At 63.3% G+C, this 17,213-nt stretch carries 19 protein-coding genes; all 19 read right to left on the bottom strand.

The window, feature by feature from the left end; genetic code table 11:
* Nucleotides 1-6 precede the first annotated feature (6 nt).
* Nucleotides 7-312: an NADH-quinone oxidoreductase subunit NuoK gene (gene nuoK, locus FSZ31_RS09850; RefSeq protein ID WP_147123161.1), complete on the bottom strand. Its 306-nt coding sequence runs from the start codon at nucleotides 310-312 to the stop codon at nucleotides 7-9.
* Nucleotides 309-920, bottom strand: coding sequence for an NADH-quinone oxidoreductase subunit J (locus tag FSZ31_RS09855; RefSeq protein WP_147123162.1), 612 nt, complete (start codon nucleotides 918-920; stop codon nucleotides 309-311). Before FSZ31_RS09855 ends, nuoK begins: the two co-directional genes overlap by 4 nt.
* A 36-nt stretch (nucleotides 921-956) precedes the next feature.
* Entirely contained in the window at nucleotides 957-1,439 is a 483-nt protein-coding gene (gene nuoI, locus FSZ31_RS09860) for an NADH-quinone oxidoreductase subunit NuoI (RefSeq protein ID WP_147123163.1), read from the bottom strand.
* Nucleotides 1,439-2,482: an NADH-quinone oxidoreductase subunit NuoH gene (gene nuoH / locus FSZ31_RS09865; RefSeq protein ID WP_147123164.1), complete on the bottom strand. Its 1,044-nt coding sequence runs from the start codon at nucleotides 2,480-2,482 to the stop codon at nucleotides 1,439-1,441. The genes nuoI and nuoH overlap by 1 nt, the downstream gene beginning before the upstream one ends.
* Entirely contained in the window at nucleotides 2,479-4,503 is a 2,025-nt protein-coding gene (nuoG, locus tag FSZ31_RS09870) for an NADH-quinone oxidoreductase subunit NuoG (protein WP_147123165.1), read from the bottom strand. Before nuoG ends, nuoH begins: the two co-directional genes overlap by 4 nt.
* Nucleotides 4,503-5,210 carry a hypothetical protein gene (locus FSZ31_RS09875; protein ID WP_147123166.1) on the bottom strand — a complete coding sequence of 236 codons (708 nt, stop codon included), beginning with the start codon at nucleotides 5,208-5,210 and terminating at the stop codon, nucleotides 4,503-4,505. The genes nuoG and FSZ31_RS09875 overlap by 1 nt, the downstream gene beginning before the upstream one ends.
* A gap of 109 nt (nucleotides 5,211-5,319) precedes the next feature.
* On the bottom strand, nucleotides 5,320-5,898 hold the full coding sequence (locus tag FSZ31_RS09880; protein ID WP_147123167.1) for a hypothetical protein: 579 nt from the start codon (nucleotides 5,896-5,898) through the stop codon (nucleotides 5,320-5,322).
* A gap of 134 nt (nucleotides 5,899-6,032) precedes the next feature.
* Nucleotides 6,033-7,340, bottom strand: coding sequence for an NADH-quinone oxidoreductase subunit NuoF (gene nuoF, locus FSZ31_RS09885; RefSeq protein ID WP_147123168.1), 1,308 nt, complete (start codon nucleotides 7,338-7,340; stop codon nucleotides 6,033-6,035).
* Nucleotide 7,341: 1 nt separating this feature from the next.
* Nucleotides 7,342-7,482: a hypothetical protein gene (locus FSZ31_RS12910; RefSeq protein ID WP_201739157.1), complete on the bottom strand. Its 141-nt coding sequence runs from the start codon at nucleotides 7,480-7,482 to the stop codon at nucleotides 7,342-7,344.
* Complete coding sequence (locus tag FSZ31_RS09890; protein ID WP_147123169.1) at nucleotides 7,479-8,147, bottom strand: complex I 24 kDa subunit family protein; 669 nt, start codon at nucleotides 8,145-8,147, stop codon at nucleotides 7,479-7,481. Before FSZ31_RS09890 ends, FSZ31_RS12910 begins: the two co-directional genes overlap by 4 nt.
* Before the next feature lie 204 nt (nucleotides 8,148-8,351).
* On the bottom strand, nucleotides 8,352-9,587 hold the full coding sequence (locus tag FSZ31_RS09895) for an NADH-quinone oxidoreductase subunit D (protein ID WP_147123170.1): 1,236 nt from the start codon (nucleotides 9,585-9,587) through the stop codon (nucleotides 8,352-8,354).
* Between the two features lie 3 nt (nucleotides 9,588-9,590).
* Nucleotides 9,591-10,469, bottom strand: a complete 879-nt coding sequence (locus FSZ31_RS09900) for an NADH-quinone oxidoreductase subunit C (RefSeq protein ID WP_147123171.1) — start codon at nucleotides 10,467-10,469, stop codon at nucleotides 9,591-9,593.
* A 7-nt stretch (nucleotides 10,470-10,476) separates the two neighbouring features.
* The gene (locus tag FSZ31_RS09905) at nucleotides 10,477-11,067 is read right to left on the bottom strand and encodes a NuoB/complex I 20 kDa subunit family protein (protein ID WP_408021657.1); all 591 of its coding nucleotides are present in this window, start codon (nucleotides 11,065-11,067) and stop codon (nucleotides 10,477-10,479) included.
* On the bottom strand, nucleotides 11,058-11,432 hold the full coding sequence (locus FSZ31_RS09910) for an NADH-quinone oxidoreductase subunit A (RefSeq protein ID WP_147123172.1): 375 nt from the start codon (nucleotides 11,430-11,432) through the stop codon (nucleotides 11,058-11,060). Before FSZ31_RS09910 ends, FSZ31_RS09905 begins: the two co-directional genes overlap by 10 nt.
* 114 nt (nucleotides 11,433-11,546) lie before the next feature.
* A complete protein-coding gene (locus FSZ31_RS09915) occupies nucleotides 11,547-12,602 on the bottom strand; it encodes an NHL repeat-containing protein (protein ID WP_147123173.1) in 1,056 nt (351 codons plus the stop codon).
* Between the two features lie 213 nt (nucleotides 12,603-12,815).
* On the bottom strand, nucleotides 12,816-13,634 hold the full coding sequence (locus FSZ31_RS09920; RefSeq protein WP_147123174.1) for an inositol monophosphatase family protein: 819 nt from the start codon (nucleotides 13,632-13,634) through the stop codon (nucleotides 12,816-12,818).
* A gap of 2 nt (nucleotides 13,635-13,636) precedes the next feature.
* Nucleotides 13,637-14,200: an elongation factor P gene (gene efp / locus FSZ31_RS09925; protein WP_147123175.1), complete on the bottom strand. Its 564-nt coding sequence runs from the start codon at nucleotides 14,198-14,200 to the stop codon at nucleotides 13,637-13,639.
* Nucleotides 14,201-14,321: 121 nt separating this feature from the next.
* Entirely contained in the window at nucleotides 14,322-15,179 is an 858-nt protein-coding gene (locus FSZ31_RS09930; RefSeq protein ID WP_147123176.1) for a phytanoyl-CoA dioxygenase family protein, read from the bottom strand.
* A 10-nt stretch (nucleotides 15,180-15,189) separates the two neighbouring features.
* Nucleotides 15,190-17,157 carry an OPT family oligopeptide transporter gene (locus FSZ31_RS09935; protein WP_147123177.1) on the bottom strand — a complete coding sequence of 656 codons (1,968 nt, stop codon included), beginning with the start codon at nucleotides 17,155-17,157 and terminating at the stop codon, nucleotides 15,190-15,192.
* Between the last annotated feature and the right edge of the window lie 56 nt (nucleotides 17,158-17,213).

Raw genomic sequence — 17,213 nt, forward strand, 5'->3', positions numbered from 1 at the left:
CCGGATCTATCCCTTCATCCGGTTGACGTCGTCGACGGCGATCGTGCCGCGGCCACGGAAATAGATGACGAGGATGGCAAGCCCGATCGCCGCCTCGCCCGCCGCGACGGTGAGGACGAACATCGAAAACACCTGCCCGACGAGATCGCCGAGATAGGCGCTGAAGGCGACGAGGTTGATGTTCACGCTAAGCAGGATCAGCTCGATCGCCATCAGGATGATGATCACGTTCTTGCGGTTGATGAAGATGCCGAGCACGCCGAGCACGAACAGGATCGCGCCGACGACGAGGTAATGCGTCAAACCAATCACAGTTCTACCCCCTGCCCGCTTTCGGGCCGCGTCAGGCGCGTTGCGTCTTCGGGTCGACGGCGGACCTGGTGGCCGATATCTTGCGGCTTGACGCCGCCACGCTTGCGATGGGTCAGGACAATCGCGCCGACCATCGCGACGAGCAGGATGATCCCTGCTGCCTCGAACAGGAAGATGTAGCGCGTATAGAGCAATTGCCCGATCGCCTGCGTGTTCGAAACGTCGCTCGCCACCGGTGCGATCCGCGCGCCCATGTTGATCGCGCCCGCGCTCCACGCGCCGATGGCAAAGACGATCTCGACCGCCAGCACGATCGCAAGCAAGGCCCCGAGCGGCAGGTAGCGCACGAAACCGGCGCGCAATTCGGCAAAATCGACGTCGAGCATCATGACGACGAACAGGAACAGCACCGCGACCGCGCCGACATAGACGATGATCAGCAGCATCGCGATGAACTCGGCACCGAGTAGGATCATCAATCCTGCCGCGTTGAAGAAGGCGAGGATCAACCACAGCACTGAATGGACCGGATTGCGCGCGAACACCGTCAGCGCCCCGCTGGCGATGACCAGCGTAGCGAACAGGTAAAAGGCGATCGTCTGGATCACGTGATTCTGGTGCCCCTTTTGAGTCGTGCGAGCCGGTTAGCGATAGGGCGCATCGGCGGCAAGGTTCGCGGCGATTGCGCGTTCCCATTTGTCGCCGTTCTCAAGCAATTTGCCCTTGTCGTAGATCAGTTCTTCGCGGGTTTCGGTCGAATATTCGAAATTGGGCCCCTCGACGATCGCGTCGACCGGGCACGCTTCCTGGCAAAAGCCGCAATAGATGCACTTGGTCATGTCGATGTCATAGCGCGTCGTCCGACGGCTGCCGTCGTCGCGCGGCTCGGCCTCGATCGTGATCGCCTGCGCCGGGCACACCGCCTCGCACAATTTGCACGCGATGCAGCGTTCCTCGCCATTGGGATAGCGGCGCAGCGCATGCTCGCCGCGAAAACGCGGGCTGAGCGGGTTCTTCTCGTACGGATAGTTGATCGTCGCCTTGGGCTTGAAGAAATACTTCAAGGTCAGCCAGTGCGCCTTGACGAACTCGACGAGGAAGAAGGATTTGAAGAGGTGGGCGATCATTACGAGTACCTTGTCAGCATTAGCCAACCCGACACGAGGCAGACCCAGAACAGCGAAATCGGCAGGAAGACCTTCCAGCCCAGCCGCATCAGCTGGTCATAGCGGTAGCGCGGGACGGTCGCCTTGACCCAGCTGAAGATGAAAAAGAAAAGGAGTATCTTGGCGAACAGCCAGATGATCCCAGGCACGGCATAGAGCGGCGCCCAGTCGACCGGCGGCAGCCAGCCGCCCCAGAACAGGATCGCGTTCAGTGCGCACATCAGGATGACGTTGGCGTATTCGCCGAGCCAGAACAAAGCGAAGCTCATCGACGAATATTCGGTCTGGTAGCCCGCGACGAGCTCGCTCTCGGCCTCGGTCAGGTCGAACGGCGCGCGCGCGGTTTCGGCCATCGAGCTGATCAGGAACATCACCGAAATCGGGAACAGCAGCGGGTTGAGGCCATTGGCGCTGAATATTCCGAGGATGTTGCCCTTCTGCGCCAGCGTGATGACGCTCAGATTGAATGAGCCGGCATAGAGCACGACCGAAATCAGGATGAAGCCGATCGAGACTTCGTAGCTGATCATCTGCGCGGCGGCGCGCAGCGCGGAAAAGAACGGGTATTTCGAATTCGACGCCCAGCCCGAGATGACGACGCCGTAGACGCCCAGCGAACTGATCGCGAGGATGTAGAGCAGGCCGACGTTGATATTGGCCAGCACCACGCCCGCCTGGAACGGGATCACCGCCCACGCCATCAGTGCGACGGTAAAGGTGATGATCGGTGCGATCAGGAACAGCCCACGATTGGCGCCCGACGGGATGATCGTTTCCTGCAGGAACACCTTGAGGCCGTCGGCGAACGATTGCAGCAAGCCGAACGGACCGACGACGTTGGGCCCGCGACGCAGCGCGATCGCCGCCCAGATCTTGCGATCGGCGTAGATGATCATTGCCACCGCGAGCATCAGCGGCAACGCGATCGCGAGGATGCCGACGATGGTGGCGACAAGCCACGCAGCTTCGTAGGTCAGGCCCCAGCTTGCGAACCAGGCGGTCATTCCGCGGCCTCCAGCATCTCGTCGCCGTGGAGGATTTCGGACGAGCAGCGCTGCATCGTCGGACTGGCGCGGCAGATCGCGTTGGTCAGGTAGAAATCGGCGATCGGATAGGCGATTTCGCCCCCGAGCTTCATCTGCGCTTTCGCATCGAGTTTGGGCGCGCTGAAGTCGTATCCGGCAAGACCTTCACGGCCGAGTGCGGGCACCGCAGTGATCATCGCGGCGCGCAGCCCGTCGAAACTGTCGAAGCCGACATCGACGCCGCAGGCATCGGCGAGAGCGCGCAATATGCTCCAGTCCTCGCGCGCGTCGCCGGGCGCGAACACCGCCTTGTCGGAATACTGCACGCGGCCTTCGGTATTGACCCAGGTGCCGTGCTTTTCGGCATAGCTCGCGCCGGGCAGGACGACATCGGCGGCATGCGCGCCGGCATCGCCGTGATGGCCGATATAGACCTTGAAGCTGCCCTCGAAGCCCGAATAATCGACCTCGTCGGCGCCGAGGAAGAACGCGAGTCTGGGTTTCGCCGCAACGATGTCGGCAATGCCGCCCGTCTGCGCAAAGCCGAGCATCAGTCCGCCCATCCGGCTCGCGCTGGTGTGGACAACGTTGAAGCCGTTCCAGCCCTCGGAGACGAGCTTGAGCGTCTTGATCAGGCCCATCGCCGCGCCCTGCACGCCGTCGAGCTTGAGCGCACCGCCGCCGACGATGACCATCGGACGCTTGGCGTCCTTGAACGCGTCGGTCGCAGCCTTGGGCAGCTTGGCGATCAGCGATGCATCGTTGCCGAACCATTCGACCGCATAGGTCAAATCGACCTCGGGGCCGATGCCGAACACCCTGGCACCGCGCTTGATTGCCTTGCGCACGCGCGTGTTGATCAACGGCGCTTCCCAGCGCAGGTTGCTGCCGATCAGCAGGATCGCGTCGGCATCCTCGACGCCCGCGATCGTGCTGTTGAAATTGACCGCGCCAAGGTTCGACACGTCGTAAGCCAAACCGGTCTGGCGGCCTTCGAGCATGTCCGAACCGAGCGCCTTGACCAGCGATTTGGCGGCGAACATCGTCTCGCAATCGACCTGGTCACCGGCGATCGCGGCGACCGAGCCCTTGGCCGACCTGGCGACCTTGGCGATGGCGGCAAACGCCTCGTCCCAGCTCGCCGCGACGAGCTTGCCACCCTGGCGAACAAATGGCTTGTCGAGCCGGCGACGAACGAGACCGTCGACATGGTGGCGCGTCTTGTCGTGCGCCCATTCCTCGTTGACGTCCTCGTTGATCCGCGGGAGCACGCGCAGCACCTGGCGGCCGCGGCTGTCGAGGCGGATGTTGCTGCCGACGCCGTCCATGACGTCGATCGCGAGCGTCTTCTTGAGCTCCCACGGCCGCGCTTCGAACGCGTAGGGCTTCGATGTCAGCGCGCCGACGGGGCACAGATCGACAACATTGCCCGCCAGCTCGCTCTGGATCGCGTGCTCGAGATAGGTCGTGATCTGCATGTCTTCGCCGCGATAGAGTGCGCCGATGTCCTCGACCCCGGCGACCTCCTCGGCAAAGCGGATGCAGCGCGTGCACTGGATGCAGCGCGTCATCACCGTCTTGACGATCGGCCCCATGTATTTCTCGGTCACCGCGCGCTTGTTGGCGTCGTAGCGGCTGTGGCCGCGGCCGTAAGCGATCGACTGGTCCTGCAAATCGCATTCGCCGCCCTGGTCGCAGATCGGGCAGTCGAGCGGATGGTTGATCAGGAGGAATTCCATCACGCCTTCGCGCGCATGCTTGACCATCGGCGTGTCGGTACGGATTTCCTGCCCCTCGGTCGCGGGCAGCGCACAGCTCGCCTGCGGCTTGGGCGGACCGGGCTTCACCTCGACCAGGCACATGCGGCAATTGCCCGCGATGCTCAGCCGTTCGTGGTAGCAGAAGCGCGGGATTTCCTTGCCGGCAAGCTCGCACGCCTGCAGCACGGTCGCGCCGTCGGGTACGGCGATCGGGATTCCGTCTACGGTGACGTTGGGCATTAGTCGGCAGCCTTTGCGGTCGGGGCCATCGCCAGCCGGTAATAAGCGATCGCGGTCGAAGCGCGGATGCTGGCGTAATCAAGCTTGATCGTCTGACCTGCCGAGATGCAGGCTGGCAATGCGGGCGCAACGGCTTTCAGCGCAGCGCGCTCTTCATCGCTGGCAATTGCGGTCGCCAGCAATGCCACCGATCCGGCCAGGTCGGTCCGCACAACGCATTCGCCGAGGCGGCGCAAAGCAACGAAATTGGCAAAGTTCACGCGGCCCTCTTCCTTCTTCGCAAGTGCGTCGGCGCTCAACGCCTTGCCGGTCTTCTTGTCGATCGGATTGACGTCGTGGATTTCGGGATAGGTCAGCGGCGCGATCGCCGCCACCGCCGACGCGTCGAGTGCGGGCAATGTCTTGCCCAGCAACGCCTCGGCCATCGCGCCGTCGATCAGCATCTGAGACGCGCGCAGCGTCCCTTGATAGGTGCTGAAATATTCTTTGCAGACCTTATAGTCGAGGTTCACGCGCGCAGCCCGTTCGGCATCGTCGTCGAGCGTTCCCGACAGCAGCGCAGCTGCCTTGGCGCGATCGCGCTCGGCGAGGCAACGCCCGAAGTTCGCGATTTGCACGCGCTGCGTGTTCTGCGCACTAGTCGCAGCAAAGGATGGGCCCGGGGTCAAGAGCAGCGCGGTCGCCGCTGTCGCCAGGAGGAATTTCATTGAGCCGACTCCATGATTGAATCGCCATACCATTGGTAACGCCGTCCAGCTCCGCGGCGAAGGTCGGCCATGGAGTGGCGGACTGATCTACCGCCGAATACGCCAGCCATCATGACGGATTCCCCGAAGCGGGCGCAACGGGTGGGTCGAAGGCACGGTGATACAGCGCTTCGGCAAGTGCCTGCCGGATCGTCTTGGAATCGGAGCGAAGTTCGAAGCCTGTCTGCAAGCACTGACCGTAATCGGGCACGAGCGCGGCTACCGCCAGCTTTTCATCTTCGCTGCCATATTTGGTCTTGAAGATGGACTGGATGCCGGCCGGATCGATCGCGGCGACACAGGTCGCCATATCGTCGAGCGCGGTCGGACGGCCGGTGATGGCAAACCAGTCGCGGTTGTAGTTCTGCACCAGCGGCAACGGTTGCAAACCATCGTCCGCCTTTTTATTGCGCAACATCGCCTCGGCATAGAGACCGCGCATCGTCGGCAGGTCGAGCGCCATGGTGAACATCTCGGCATTCGCGTCGACCTCGTAAACGAAATCGCAGCGGCGCAGTTCGTGCAAAGGCCGCTTCGCCTTATCAAGACTGTCCGCGTCGCGCGCGGCAAGTACCGCCCGGACAGCCGGCTCGTACAAGTTCGCCGAGCACTCCGCGATGCGGTACATCAGCGTGTCATTGTCGGCCATCGAAGCGTTGGGCACAGCGATCAGGCGGTCCTTGACGCGCGATCCGATGCGCTTGTCCGATTGCGCCAAAGCAGGAATTGCAGCGCTCGCCAGAAACGAGCCGCACGCCAGCATGACCATGATACGAAAAGTCTTCATTCCGCTGCCTCCATCATCGCACCGCTGTGCGCCTCAATTCGGCGCTCGATCTCGGGACGGAAATGCCGGATCAGTCCCTGGATCGGCCAGGCGGCGGCATCCCCCAGCGCGCAAATCGTATGGCCTTCGACCTGCTTTGTCACCTGGAGCAGCATGTCGATTTCGCTGATCTCGGCATCGCCGGTGCGCAGCCGTTCCATCACGCGCCACATCCAGCCGGTGCCTTCGCGGCACGGGGTGCACTGGCCGCAGCTCTCGTGCTTGTAGAAATAGCTCAGGCGGCTGATCGCGCGGACGATGTCGGTCGACTTGTCCATGACGATGACCGCGGCAGTACCGAGGCCGGACTTGAGCGCGCTCAGCCCGTCGAAGTCCATCGGCGCGTCGATGATCTCATGCGCGGGGACCAATGGCACCGACGATCCGCCCGGGATGACCGCGAGCAGGTTATCCCAGCCGCCGCGAATGCCGCCGCAATGCTTTTCGATGAGGTCGCGGAACGGGATGCCCATTTCCTCTTCGACGACGCACGGCTTTTCGACATGGCCCGAAATCTGGAACAGCTTGGTCCCCTGGTTCTTCTCGCGGCCGAAACCGGCGAACCAGGCCGGGCCGCGCCGCAGGATCGTCGGCACGACGGCGATGCTCTCGACGTTGTTTACCGTCGTCGGGCAGCCGTACAGGCCAGCACCGGCGGGGAACGGCGGCTTGAGGCGTGGCTGGCCCTTCTTGCCCTCGAGGCTTTCGAGCATTGCGGTCTCTTCGCCGCAGATATAGGCGCCCGCGCCACGGTGCATGAAGACGTCGAAATCATAGCCCGATTTCGACGCGTTCTTGCCGATCAGCCCGGCGGCATAGGCTTCGTCGATCGCCTGCTGGAGCACCTTGGCTTCGAAGATATATTCGCCGCGAATGTAGATGTAGGCGGCGCGCGCGCGCATCGCGAAACCGGCGATCAGCGCGCCTTCGATCAGCTTGTGCGGATCGTGGCGGATGATCTCGCGGTCCTTGCAGCTCCCAGGTTCGGATTCGTCGGCGTTGATGACGAGGAAGTTGGGCCGCGGATTGCCATTGCGATCCTTGACCGGCTCCTTGGGCATGAAGCTCCATTTGAGCCCGGTCGGGAAGCCCGCGCCGCCGCGACCGCGCAGGCCCGACGCCTTGATATCCTCGATCACCGCGTCCTGGCCCCTGGCCATCAGCGCCTTCGTATCGTCCCAGTCGCCCCGCTTGCGCGCGGCATCGAGGCCGAACGGCTGGAAGCCGTAGAGGTTGGTGAAAATGCGGTCTTTATCGGCGAGCACGTTAGAATCCCCCGCCGTAAACGACGCCGAAGGCGATCAGCAGGATCGCGATCAGCGCGACGGTCTTGACCACGCCCTTGAGCAGTTTCCACGCGATGCCGATGGCAATCACCGCGACGACGATAATGGCCAGTTGGCTCATGCCCATTCCCCGCGATAATCGTGGTTTTCTTTTTTCATGTCCTTGAGCGTCGATGGCCCGCCGACCTGCTCGCTGGTGCGGCGGCCGATCTGCGATCCGATCACCGGCTGCCTGCCCGCGGCAAGATCGTCGAGGATCGATGCCATGCTCGCCTCGGTCAGGTCTTCGTAATTGTCGTCGTTGATCTGGACCATCGGCGCGTTGGCGCACGCGCCGAGGCATTCGACCTCGGTCAGCGTGAACAGCCCGTCGGGCGTCGTCGCGCCCTTCTTCATGCCCTTGGCATAGCAGGCGGCCAGCACGTCGTCGGACCCGCGCAGCATGCACGGCGTCGTGCCGCAGACCTGGATGTGAAATTTGCCGACCGGGGCCATGTTGTACATCGTGTAGAAGCTGACGACCTCGATCACGCGCATCTTGGGCATGTCGAGCTGCGCGGCGACGTACTCGATCACCGGGATCGGCAGCCAGCCCTGCGTATCAGTCTCTGCCCCGACCTGACGCTGGGCGAGGTCGAGCAGCGGCATCACCGCCGACGCCTGCCGCCCGGCGGGATATTTGTCGATATGCCGCTGCGCTTCCTTGGCGTTGTCAGGAGTCCACGCAAACGCGCCCCAGCGCGCACGGGTTTCGGCTTCGTCGGGAATTTGGGGTGCGTCAGCCATTTTCGCGCCTCGTATCGAGTGACTTCAACTGTCTTAAGAGTTCCCACAAAACGGAAATCACGAGGACAATTGTGCCTAGGATGAGAAATCGTACCGCTAAACCCTGATGCCCGTCAGAGGATGGATCAGGATGGCTTTGAAGGACAAACGCAGGAACCAACATCCCAACCGCGAAAGCGATCAAGACCACGGGTTTAAAGATTTTCACCGGTCGCACTCCCCGAACACGACGTCGATCGCGCCGAGAATGGCGGTCGCGTCGGCGAGCATGTGGCCGCGGGTCATGAAGTCCATCGCCTGCAGATGGCTGAAGGCGGTCGGGCGGATCTTGCAGCGGTACGGCTTGTTACTGCCATCGGCAATCAGGTACACGCCGAACTCGCCCTTGGGGCTTTCGGTCGCGACATAAACTTCGCCGGCGGGGACGTGAAAGCCCTCGGTATAGAGTTTGAAATGGTGGATCAGCGCTTCCATCGACTGCTTCATCTCGGCGCGCTTGGGCGGCACCACCTTGCGGTCGAGGCTGGCGATCGGGCCGTCGGGCATTTCGGCGAGACACTGCTTGATGATCTTCGCCGACTGGTAGACTTCCTCGACGCGGACCATGAAGCGATCGTAGCAATCGCCGCGCGTGCCGACGGGCACTTCGAATTCCATCCGGTCGTAGACGTCGTAAGGCTGCGACTTGCGCAAATCCCAGGCGATGCCCGACCCGCGCAGCATCGGACCCGAAAAGCCCCAGCGAACCGCATCGTCCTTGCTGACCACGGCGATGTCGACGTTGCGCTGCTTGAAGATGCGGTTGTCGATGACAAGGCTCATCGCGTCGCCGAACAATTTGGGCAGGCGCGTATCGACCCAGTCGCCGATGTCGGCGAGCAGCTTGAGCGGCGCATCCTGGTGGACGCCGCCGGGGCGGAACCAGGCGCTGTGCATCCGCGCGCCCGACACGCGCTCGAAGAAGTTCATGCAGTCTTCGCGCAGCTCGAACACCCACAAATTGGGCGTCATCGCGCCGACGTCCATGACGTGCGAACCGATGTTGAGCATGTGGTTCGAAATGCGCGTCAGCTCGGCGAACAGCACGCGCAGATATTGCGCGCGCAGCGGCACTTCCAGATCAAGCAGCTTCTCGATCGCTAGAACGTAGCTATGCTCCATGCACAGCGGCGAACAATAATCGAGCCGGTCGAAATAGGGCAACGCCTGCAGATACGTCTTGTATTCGATCAGCTTCTCGGTGCCGCGATGGAGCAGGCCGACATGGCAATCGATCCGCTCGACGATCTCGCCGTCGAGTTCCATCACCATGCGCAGCACGCCGTGCGCCGCGGGGTGCTGTGGCCCGAAGTTGATCGTGTAGTTCTGGATCTCGGTATCGCCGATCGTCGGATCGGCGGCGTCGCGTTCGTGCGCGATTTCTTCGAGGAGGTCAGCCATCGGTTATCCCTCCTTCTTAGGCTTGGCAGCAGGCTTGCGCTTGGCTGCCGGCTTTTTCGGCGCAGGCTTCTTCGACGCGGGTTTGGTCTTCAGCGCCTTGTCGACGTCATCGACGGGCTTGGCCGCCTTCTTGTCGGTCGCCTTGCCAGCGCCGGTTTGCGACGCGTTGTCGGTCGTCTTGGGCGTTGGGGGCGGCGCCTTGGCATCGCTTTCGCTCGCCTTTGCGTCGGCCGCCTTGTCGGACTTGATCGGCGACGGAGCACCTGGCTCCTGCGGCGCCTTTTCGTCGCCGGGCAGGACATATTCGGCGCCTTCCCAGGGCGACTGGAAATCGAAGGTGCGGAAATCCTGCGCCAGTTCGACCGGCTGATAGGCAACGCGCTTTTCGGTCTCCGAATAGCGCAATTCGACATAGCCGGTCAGCGGGAAGTCCTTGCGCTGCGGATGACCCTTGAAGCCGTAATCGGTCAGGATGCGGCGCAGGTCGGTATTGCCCGCGAACAGCACGCCGTACATGTCGAACACTTCGCGTTCCAACCAGCCGGCGTTGGGCCACAGCCCCGTCACGCTCGGCACCGGGCTGTCCTCGTCGGTCGTGACGTGAACGCGGATACGGTGGTTTTTCGTCAGGCTGAGCAGGCAATAGACGACTTCGAAACGGTCGGGCCGCGAAGGGTAGTCGACCCCCGCGATCTCCATCAGCTGCTGATAGGCATGATTGTCGCGCAGCGTCGTCAGCGTCGCGACGAGGCTGTCGCGGTCAACCGTCAGCGCGATCTCGCCAACGGCTTCCTTCGACGAGCGCACGGCGTCGCCGAGCGCGCCGACGAGCGTGTCGAGAATGCCGTCGTTCGGGGCGAATTTGGGTGCGGGGGATGCCATCTGCGCGTTACCGGTCGAAGCTGCCGACGCGGCGGATTTTCCGCTGCAACTGCATGACGCCGTAAAGCAGCGCCTCGGCGGTCGGCGGGCAGCCGGGCACGTAGATGTCGACCGGCACGATCCGGTCGCAGCCGCGCACGACCGAGTAGCTGTAATGGTAATAGCCGCCGCCATTGGCGCAGCTGCCCATGCTGATCACATATTTGGGATCGGACATCTGGTCATAGACCTTGCGCAGCGCGGGGGCCATCTTATTGCACAGCGTGCCCGCGACGATCATCACGTCGCTCTGGCGCGGGGATGCGCGCGGTGCGGCGCCGAAGCGCTCCATGTCGTAGCGCGGCATGTTGACGTGGATCATCTCGACCGCGCAGCAGGCCAGACCGAAGGTCATCCACCACAGCGAGCCGGTGCGCGCCCAGTTGAACAGATCCTCGGTCGAAGTGACGAGAAAGCCCTTGTCGCCGAGCTCGCCATTGAGATCGTCGAAATAGGCGCGATCGGGTGGCGTCCCTTCGGCGGGGTGCAGCTCGGGTACATGGCCTTCGGGCGTCAGCCCTCGATGGTCGGTAAGGATCGAAGAATTGCTCATTCCCAGTCCAACGCTCCCTTTTTCCACGCATAGACGAGGCCGAGCGCGAGTTCGGCGAGAAACACCATCATCGTCGTCCAGCCGGCCCAGCCGATATCCTGCAAGCTGACTGCCCAGGGAAACAGGAACGCGGCTTCGAGATCAAAAATTATGAACAGGATCGCGACGAGATAGAAGCGCACGTCGAACTGGCTGCGCGAATCCTCGAACGCGGGAAAGCCGCATTCATATTCGCTCAGCTTGGCGGCGTCGGGATTGTGCGTGCCCGTCAGGCGCGAGACGCCCATCGGCAGGAAGACGAACAGGGCCGACAATCCCACGGCGATACCGAGGAAGATCAGGATCGGCAGATATTGCGATAGGTCGGTCATTCGGCTCTTCATACGACTAGGGAATCGTTGCCGCGCTCCTAAAGCGCACCGCGCCGTAGGGCAAGGCCAGCATGGGCGAAAGCGCGTCTTTTCTGCCGGGTGTACGCTGCCGGACTAGCGCGGCGAAACGACGCGTATCGGGGTAGGCTTGGCCGCAGGCCGGTCTTCGCCTTCTGGCGTGGAGTACCGCTCCCATTGCGCATCGGCGATATAATAGAGCCGATCACCTCGGCGGGCGAAGGTCGTTATCTCCCCCCATTCTGGGTGGTTACGCTCGATCACCCGCAAATGCGTCACGCTCAGCCCATCGGCGGAGAGGGTAAGCGCCGCAATCTGCATCGGTGGCTGGCTGTTGCGTATAACATATAGCGTATCGCCATCGCGCAGCATGGCATCGATGCCATCGAGCATGATGGTCGAATCGGCCGTAACCCGATGGACGGTCCCCGTGGCAAGATCGATCGCCGCCAGGCCGTAATAATAATCGGATACATAAAGCAGCCGCGCGTCGGCAGAAATCGCCATCCCCTGCGGGCTTCGGAAATATCCTTGGGGGACGAACGGCTGCAGCGCATCGTCGCCCGGTCTCAGACGATAAATCATCGCCCCGCTGCTGTCGCTGACATAGGCGGTCCCGTCCGGCCCCACGGCGACATCGCCGGGTGCTCTTGCTCCCTCGGGGGCAGGATAGTGCCGCCGTTCTCCAGACGATGGATCGATCCCGATCAAGCCGATAAATGCCCCGGCGGGGTGTGGCGTAGGGTCGACGATGGCGCTCGGCACCCACAGCATGCCGCGTTTCGAATCATATGCCATGGCGAGCGGGCTAGCCAGATCGTCCGCCACCGGCATCCCGGTCCACGCGCCATCGACAAAACGCAGCAATCCGCGCGACACGACACTCGATACGATCGGCCGCCCGCCAGCATCGAAGGCGATACCTTCGATAATTTCATGCTCCGCTGGAACGATTGCATACAGCGAACTTGCCGCTACCGGTAATTGCGAAGCTCCCATCTGCGCTTGCAATCGTTCCCATTCGCCGGGTGAAAAATACGGCGCTACGACCGGTCGCGCGCTGTCCGGAACGACGGCGCCCATCGCTGCGATAGAAGCGACCATTTCGCGCACGGTTTGCCGATTATCGGCGCCCAGTGCTGCCCCCAGCAAGCGAAGACGGGTCGATCCGCTATTTGGCGTGGCCGCCTGCAATCGCTTGCGCCCCTCGAGCGAACTGTCGCCAGTGAAGCTTTCGTCAAGCGGTTGCCACAGCGGCGCGGCAAGCGGTGCGACCGGCCCCTGCGCGCGCGTTGCCGGCATGGTCGAACACGCGGTGAGGGCCAGCGTGCACGAAAGAACAAGATACCTTGCCATGTGGAAGCACTAAGACTTCAGCGCTCCTGCGACAAGCTTGTGCAGCCGCGAATGCAGCTGGTCGTTGGCGGCTAGGAATTCGCGCCGCTCGATCGCCTGGTCGCCGCCGCGGAAATCGGTGACGAAGCCGCCCGCTTCGCGCACGAGCAGCTGCCCGGCCGCGACGTCCCATGGCTCGAGATCTGTTTCCCAGAAGCCGTCATAGCGGCCCGCGGCGAGCCATGCGAAATCGAGGCTGGCCGCGCCGAAGCGGCGGATGCCCGCGATTTCGGGCGCGAGCGTGTCGAAAATCGCCTGCCACTGCGCAACATTGCCATGGCCTGCATAGGGCGTTCCGGTCGCGATCACCGCCTCGTTGAGGTTGCGGCGCGCCGAGACTCGCAGGCGGCGATCGTGCAGCCATGCGCCCCTGCCCTTTTCGGCCCAGAAGCTCTCGTCGGTAACGGGCTGGTAGACGATCGCAGAGGTGACCGCGCCCCAGTCGCCATTGGGCTTGCGCTCCTGCGCCGCGATCGAGATCGCGAAATGCGGGATGCCGTGGAGGAAGTTGGTCGTACCGTCGAGCGGGTCGATGACAAAGCGCGGCTTGTCGTCGTCGCCGGGAATGTCGCCGCCCTCTTCGAGCAGGAAGCCCCAGCCCGGACGCGCGTGCTTGAGCTCGTCGTAAAGGATCCGCTCGGACCGCTGGTCGGCCTTCGAGACGAAGTCGGCGGGGCCCTTTTTCGACACCTGGAGATGCTCGATCTCGCCGAAGTCGCGGCGCAGCTTCGAGCCCGCCTTGCGCGCAGCGCGTTCCATGACGGTGATCAGGCCGGAAATCTGTGCCATCGTTATTCGGCTTTCTTTACATATTCCTGCGCGTAGACGTCGACGACGATCCGCGTGCCGGCGCCGATGTGCGGCGGCACCATGACGCGCACGCCGTTGTCGAGCAGGGCGGGCTTGTACGACGAAGAGGCGGTCTGCCCCTTCACCACCGCATCGGCCTCGACGATCGTCGCCTCGACATATTCGGGCAGCGCGACCGAGATCGGGCGTTCGTCATAGAGTTCGAGCGTGACCGTCATGCCGTCCTGGAGGAAGGCGACCGCATCGCCGAGCATGTCGGCGTCGAGGTTGATCTGTTCGTAATTGTCGGTGTCCATGAACACCAACGCTTCCCCGTCCATGTAGAGGTACTGGAAGTCCTTGGTGTCGAGACGGACCTTCTCGACCGTGTCCTGGCTGCGGAAACGGACGTTGGTCTTGCGACCGTCGATGAGGTTCTTCATCTCGACCTGCATGAACGCGCCGCCCTTGCCGGGCTGGGTATGCTGGGTCTTGGCGACCTTCCAGATGCCCTTTTCGTATTCGATGATGTTGCCGGGACGGATATCGACGCCGCTGATCTTCATGGGCGAAACCTCTGGTTGACGGTGGAAAGAGCTGACCGGGTGCGCGGTCGGTTGCCGCGCGCCTTAGCGGGCGGCGCGGATCATCGCAACCGGATCGTGCACCCTCGCCGCGTGCGAGGCTTTACGCGAGGTTTGCCGGGATGCGCTCGAAACAATAGTTCGCGGGGCGCGGGTGGGTCGGCATCGCGTAGATTTCGGCGAGGACTTCGTGCAGGTCGCGGCGGCGGTCGCGCGACGAAGGGTCGCGCTGGCGCGGCTTGAAACACGCGCCGTTCGGGCGTGCCTCGCGCCGGAATCGCCGTGCCGCGAACGACAGCCGCGTGCGATTGTCGACCACGGCGCGCGGATAGATCTCCTCGCCAAGCGCGAGACGCGTCGACAGGAACTCGAGATAGATCACCCGGCGCAGGCTATTGCCCTCCATCGGCTCGGACGAATGCGCCAGCATCATGTCGTGGATCAAGACGTCGCCCGCCTTCATCGGGACTTCGACGGCAGGTTCGTGCGCCAGTTCGGCTATCGGCCGATCGCTCAAATGGCTGCCGGGCACGACCCGCAACGCGCCCTCGCCCGGGTCGGCGTCGTCGAGATATATCCCGAACGCGACGCACGGGGCGGTGCGATTGTGCACCATGTCCTGGTGCCACAGCACGGGATTGCCGTCGCCGCGGTGCTTGATCACCGCAAATTCCTGCAACAGGAACACGTCTTCGCCGCAGATCGCGGTGGCGACCTTCATGACCTCGGGCAGCGCGAGCAGCTCGAGCGCCGCGAGGTTGCCCCGATTGCAAAGGCCGCTGACGTTGGTGACGACGGGTCCGGTCGGCGATGCCTGGACAGCCTTGGCCGGATCGCCATCGGGCTCGAGCAAGGTATCAAACAGTGTGTCGAGCCGCGCGAGCATGTCGGGGGCGATCAGTCCGGGCAGGCGCAGATAGCCTTGGGTCTCGAACTGCCGCTGAGCCGCTTCGCCGAACATCGCGATGCGATCAGGCGTCGCGTGCCGATGCGTGGGTGCGATTGTACATCCAGGCGATGATGCCGACGAACACGACGATCGCGATCGGGATGGCGAAGGCGAAGTCCTCGCCGACGATCGCGAGCGGCGCCTCGCTCCCGGTGGCGCCGACGATACCGGCGAAGACGACGCCGAACAGGCTCTCTCCGACAATCAGCCCGGTCGCGAGCAAAATGCCCATTCGGCTGTAGAATTCGGGGTTCTTGGCGCGTGTCGCGCGCTTCTCCCAGAAATGACCGATTATTGCGCCCACCGTTACAAAAGCCGTAACGGACATCGGCAAGTAAATACCAATCCCGACAGCGAGCGGTGGCAATGCTCCCTTGCGCAACTTCATCAGAACTTCGTCAACCACGATCACCGCCGCGCCGATCGCCGCACCATAGCCGATCAGGTCCCAGCGCAGATCGCCGCCGAGGACGCCCTTGGCGAGCGCCGAGATCAGCGCGGCCTGCGGCGCGGGCAGCGCATTGGCCCCGGCATTGGCGGCCCCGGCAAAGCCGAACGCCTGGTTGAGCAGGTCGAGCACCGGCGGGATGATCAGCGAACCGAAGGCGACGCCAAGGACGAGCGCGAGCTGCTGCTTCCACGGCGTTGCGCCGACCAGCTGCCCGGTCTTGAGGTCCTGCAGGTTGTCGTTCGAGATCGTCGCGACCGAAAAGACGATCGCGGTGACGAACAGCGCATAGGCGACGAGCGCAGCGGTATCATTCTCCCCCATCGACCGGCCGAAAAACGCCGCGAGCATCAGCGCCGCGGCGATCACCGCGAGGATGCCGACGCCGCTGACGGGCGAATTCGACGCGCCGATCAGGCCCGCCATATAACCCGTCACCGCCGCGACGATCGCGCCAACGACGAGGACAAAGCCAAGGCTGGCGAGAATAACGGGGACCGGGTTGGCCGCGATCGGCCCGCCCTGCGCGAACATGTAGAGCAACACCGCGATCGGGATCAGCGACAGCAGGATCGTGCCGGCAACGATCGAAACCGGCAGGTCGCGCTCGGTGATATCGACGAGCTCGCCCGCGCCGCGCGCTTTCGATGCCGCCATCGAACCCCTGATCCCGCCAAGCACGGGGCCGAGGATCTTGAGCAAGGTCCACAGCGCGGCAATACCGATCGCGCCCGCGCCGATGAAACGCACCTCAGTTGAGAACACCGTGCTGACGAGGTCGTCGACGGGCATCGCGCCGCCGCCGGGCAGCGCTGCGGTCAGGATCGGCATCAGCCCGACCCATGAAATTAGGACGCCGACGAACATCGCCAAGCCAACGGTCAACCCGACCAGATGGCCGATACCGATAAAGGCGGTGCCCAGACCGAAACCGAACCCGGTCGCGCTGCCACCCCCAAGGCTAAAATTCTTGCCGACTTCTCCGACCGCGAGTTTCATCGCAACTAGAGCAGCAAATCCTGCACTGGCGAGGCTGCCCGCGAGGATCGTCGCCAACCCGCGCTTGTTTTCCTTGGCGCCCTCGGCCGACTGCGATCCGACACGCAGCACTTCGGCCGCCGCCACGCCTTCGGGATAGGGCAGGTCCGATCCGGTGACCAGCGCACGCCTCAACGGCACCGAGAACATGACGCCGAGCGTCCCGCCGACGAAGCACACCGCCGCCGTCGTCCAGTAAGGAAAGCCCTGCCACCAGCCGACGATGACGAGGCCGGGCAGGACGAAAATGATCGCCGCGAGCGTCCCCGCGGCCGATGCAATCGTCTGGACGATGTTGTTCTCAAGGATGTTGGCGTCGCGGAACATCCGAAGGATCGCCATCGAAATGACTGCGGCGGGGATCGACGTGGCAAAGGTCAGCCCGACCTTGAGCCCGAGATAGACGTTGGCGGCGGTGAACAGCACGGTGATCAGCGCGCCGAGCACGATCCCGCGCAGGGTCAGTTCGCGCAGCGGTGCTGCTCCAGGTGCCACAGTTGCCATGTCGATCTCCCCATTTGTCGCGGGGGGCTTGTTACGCTTGCGTTATCGAAAGGCAA

Origin of the sequence: Flavisphingopyxis soli, assembly GCF_007995095.1 — a bacterium.
Lineage (GTDB): Bacteria > Pseudomonadota > Alphaproteobacteria > Sphingomonadales > Sphingomonadaceae > Flavisphingopyxis > Flavisphingopyxis soli.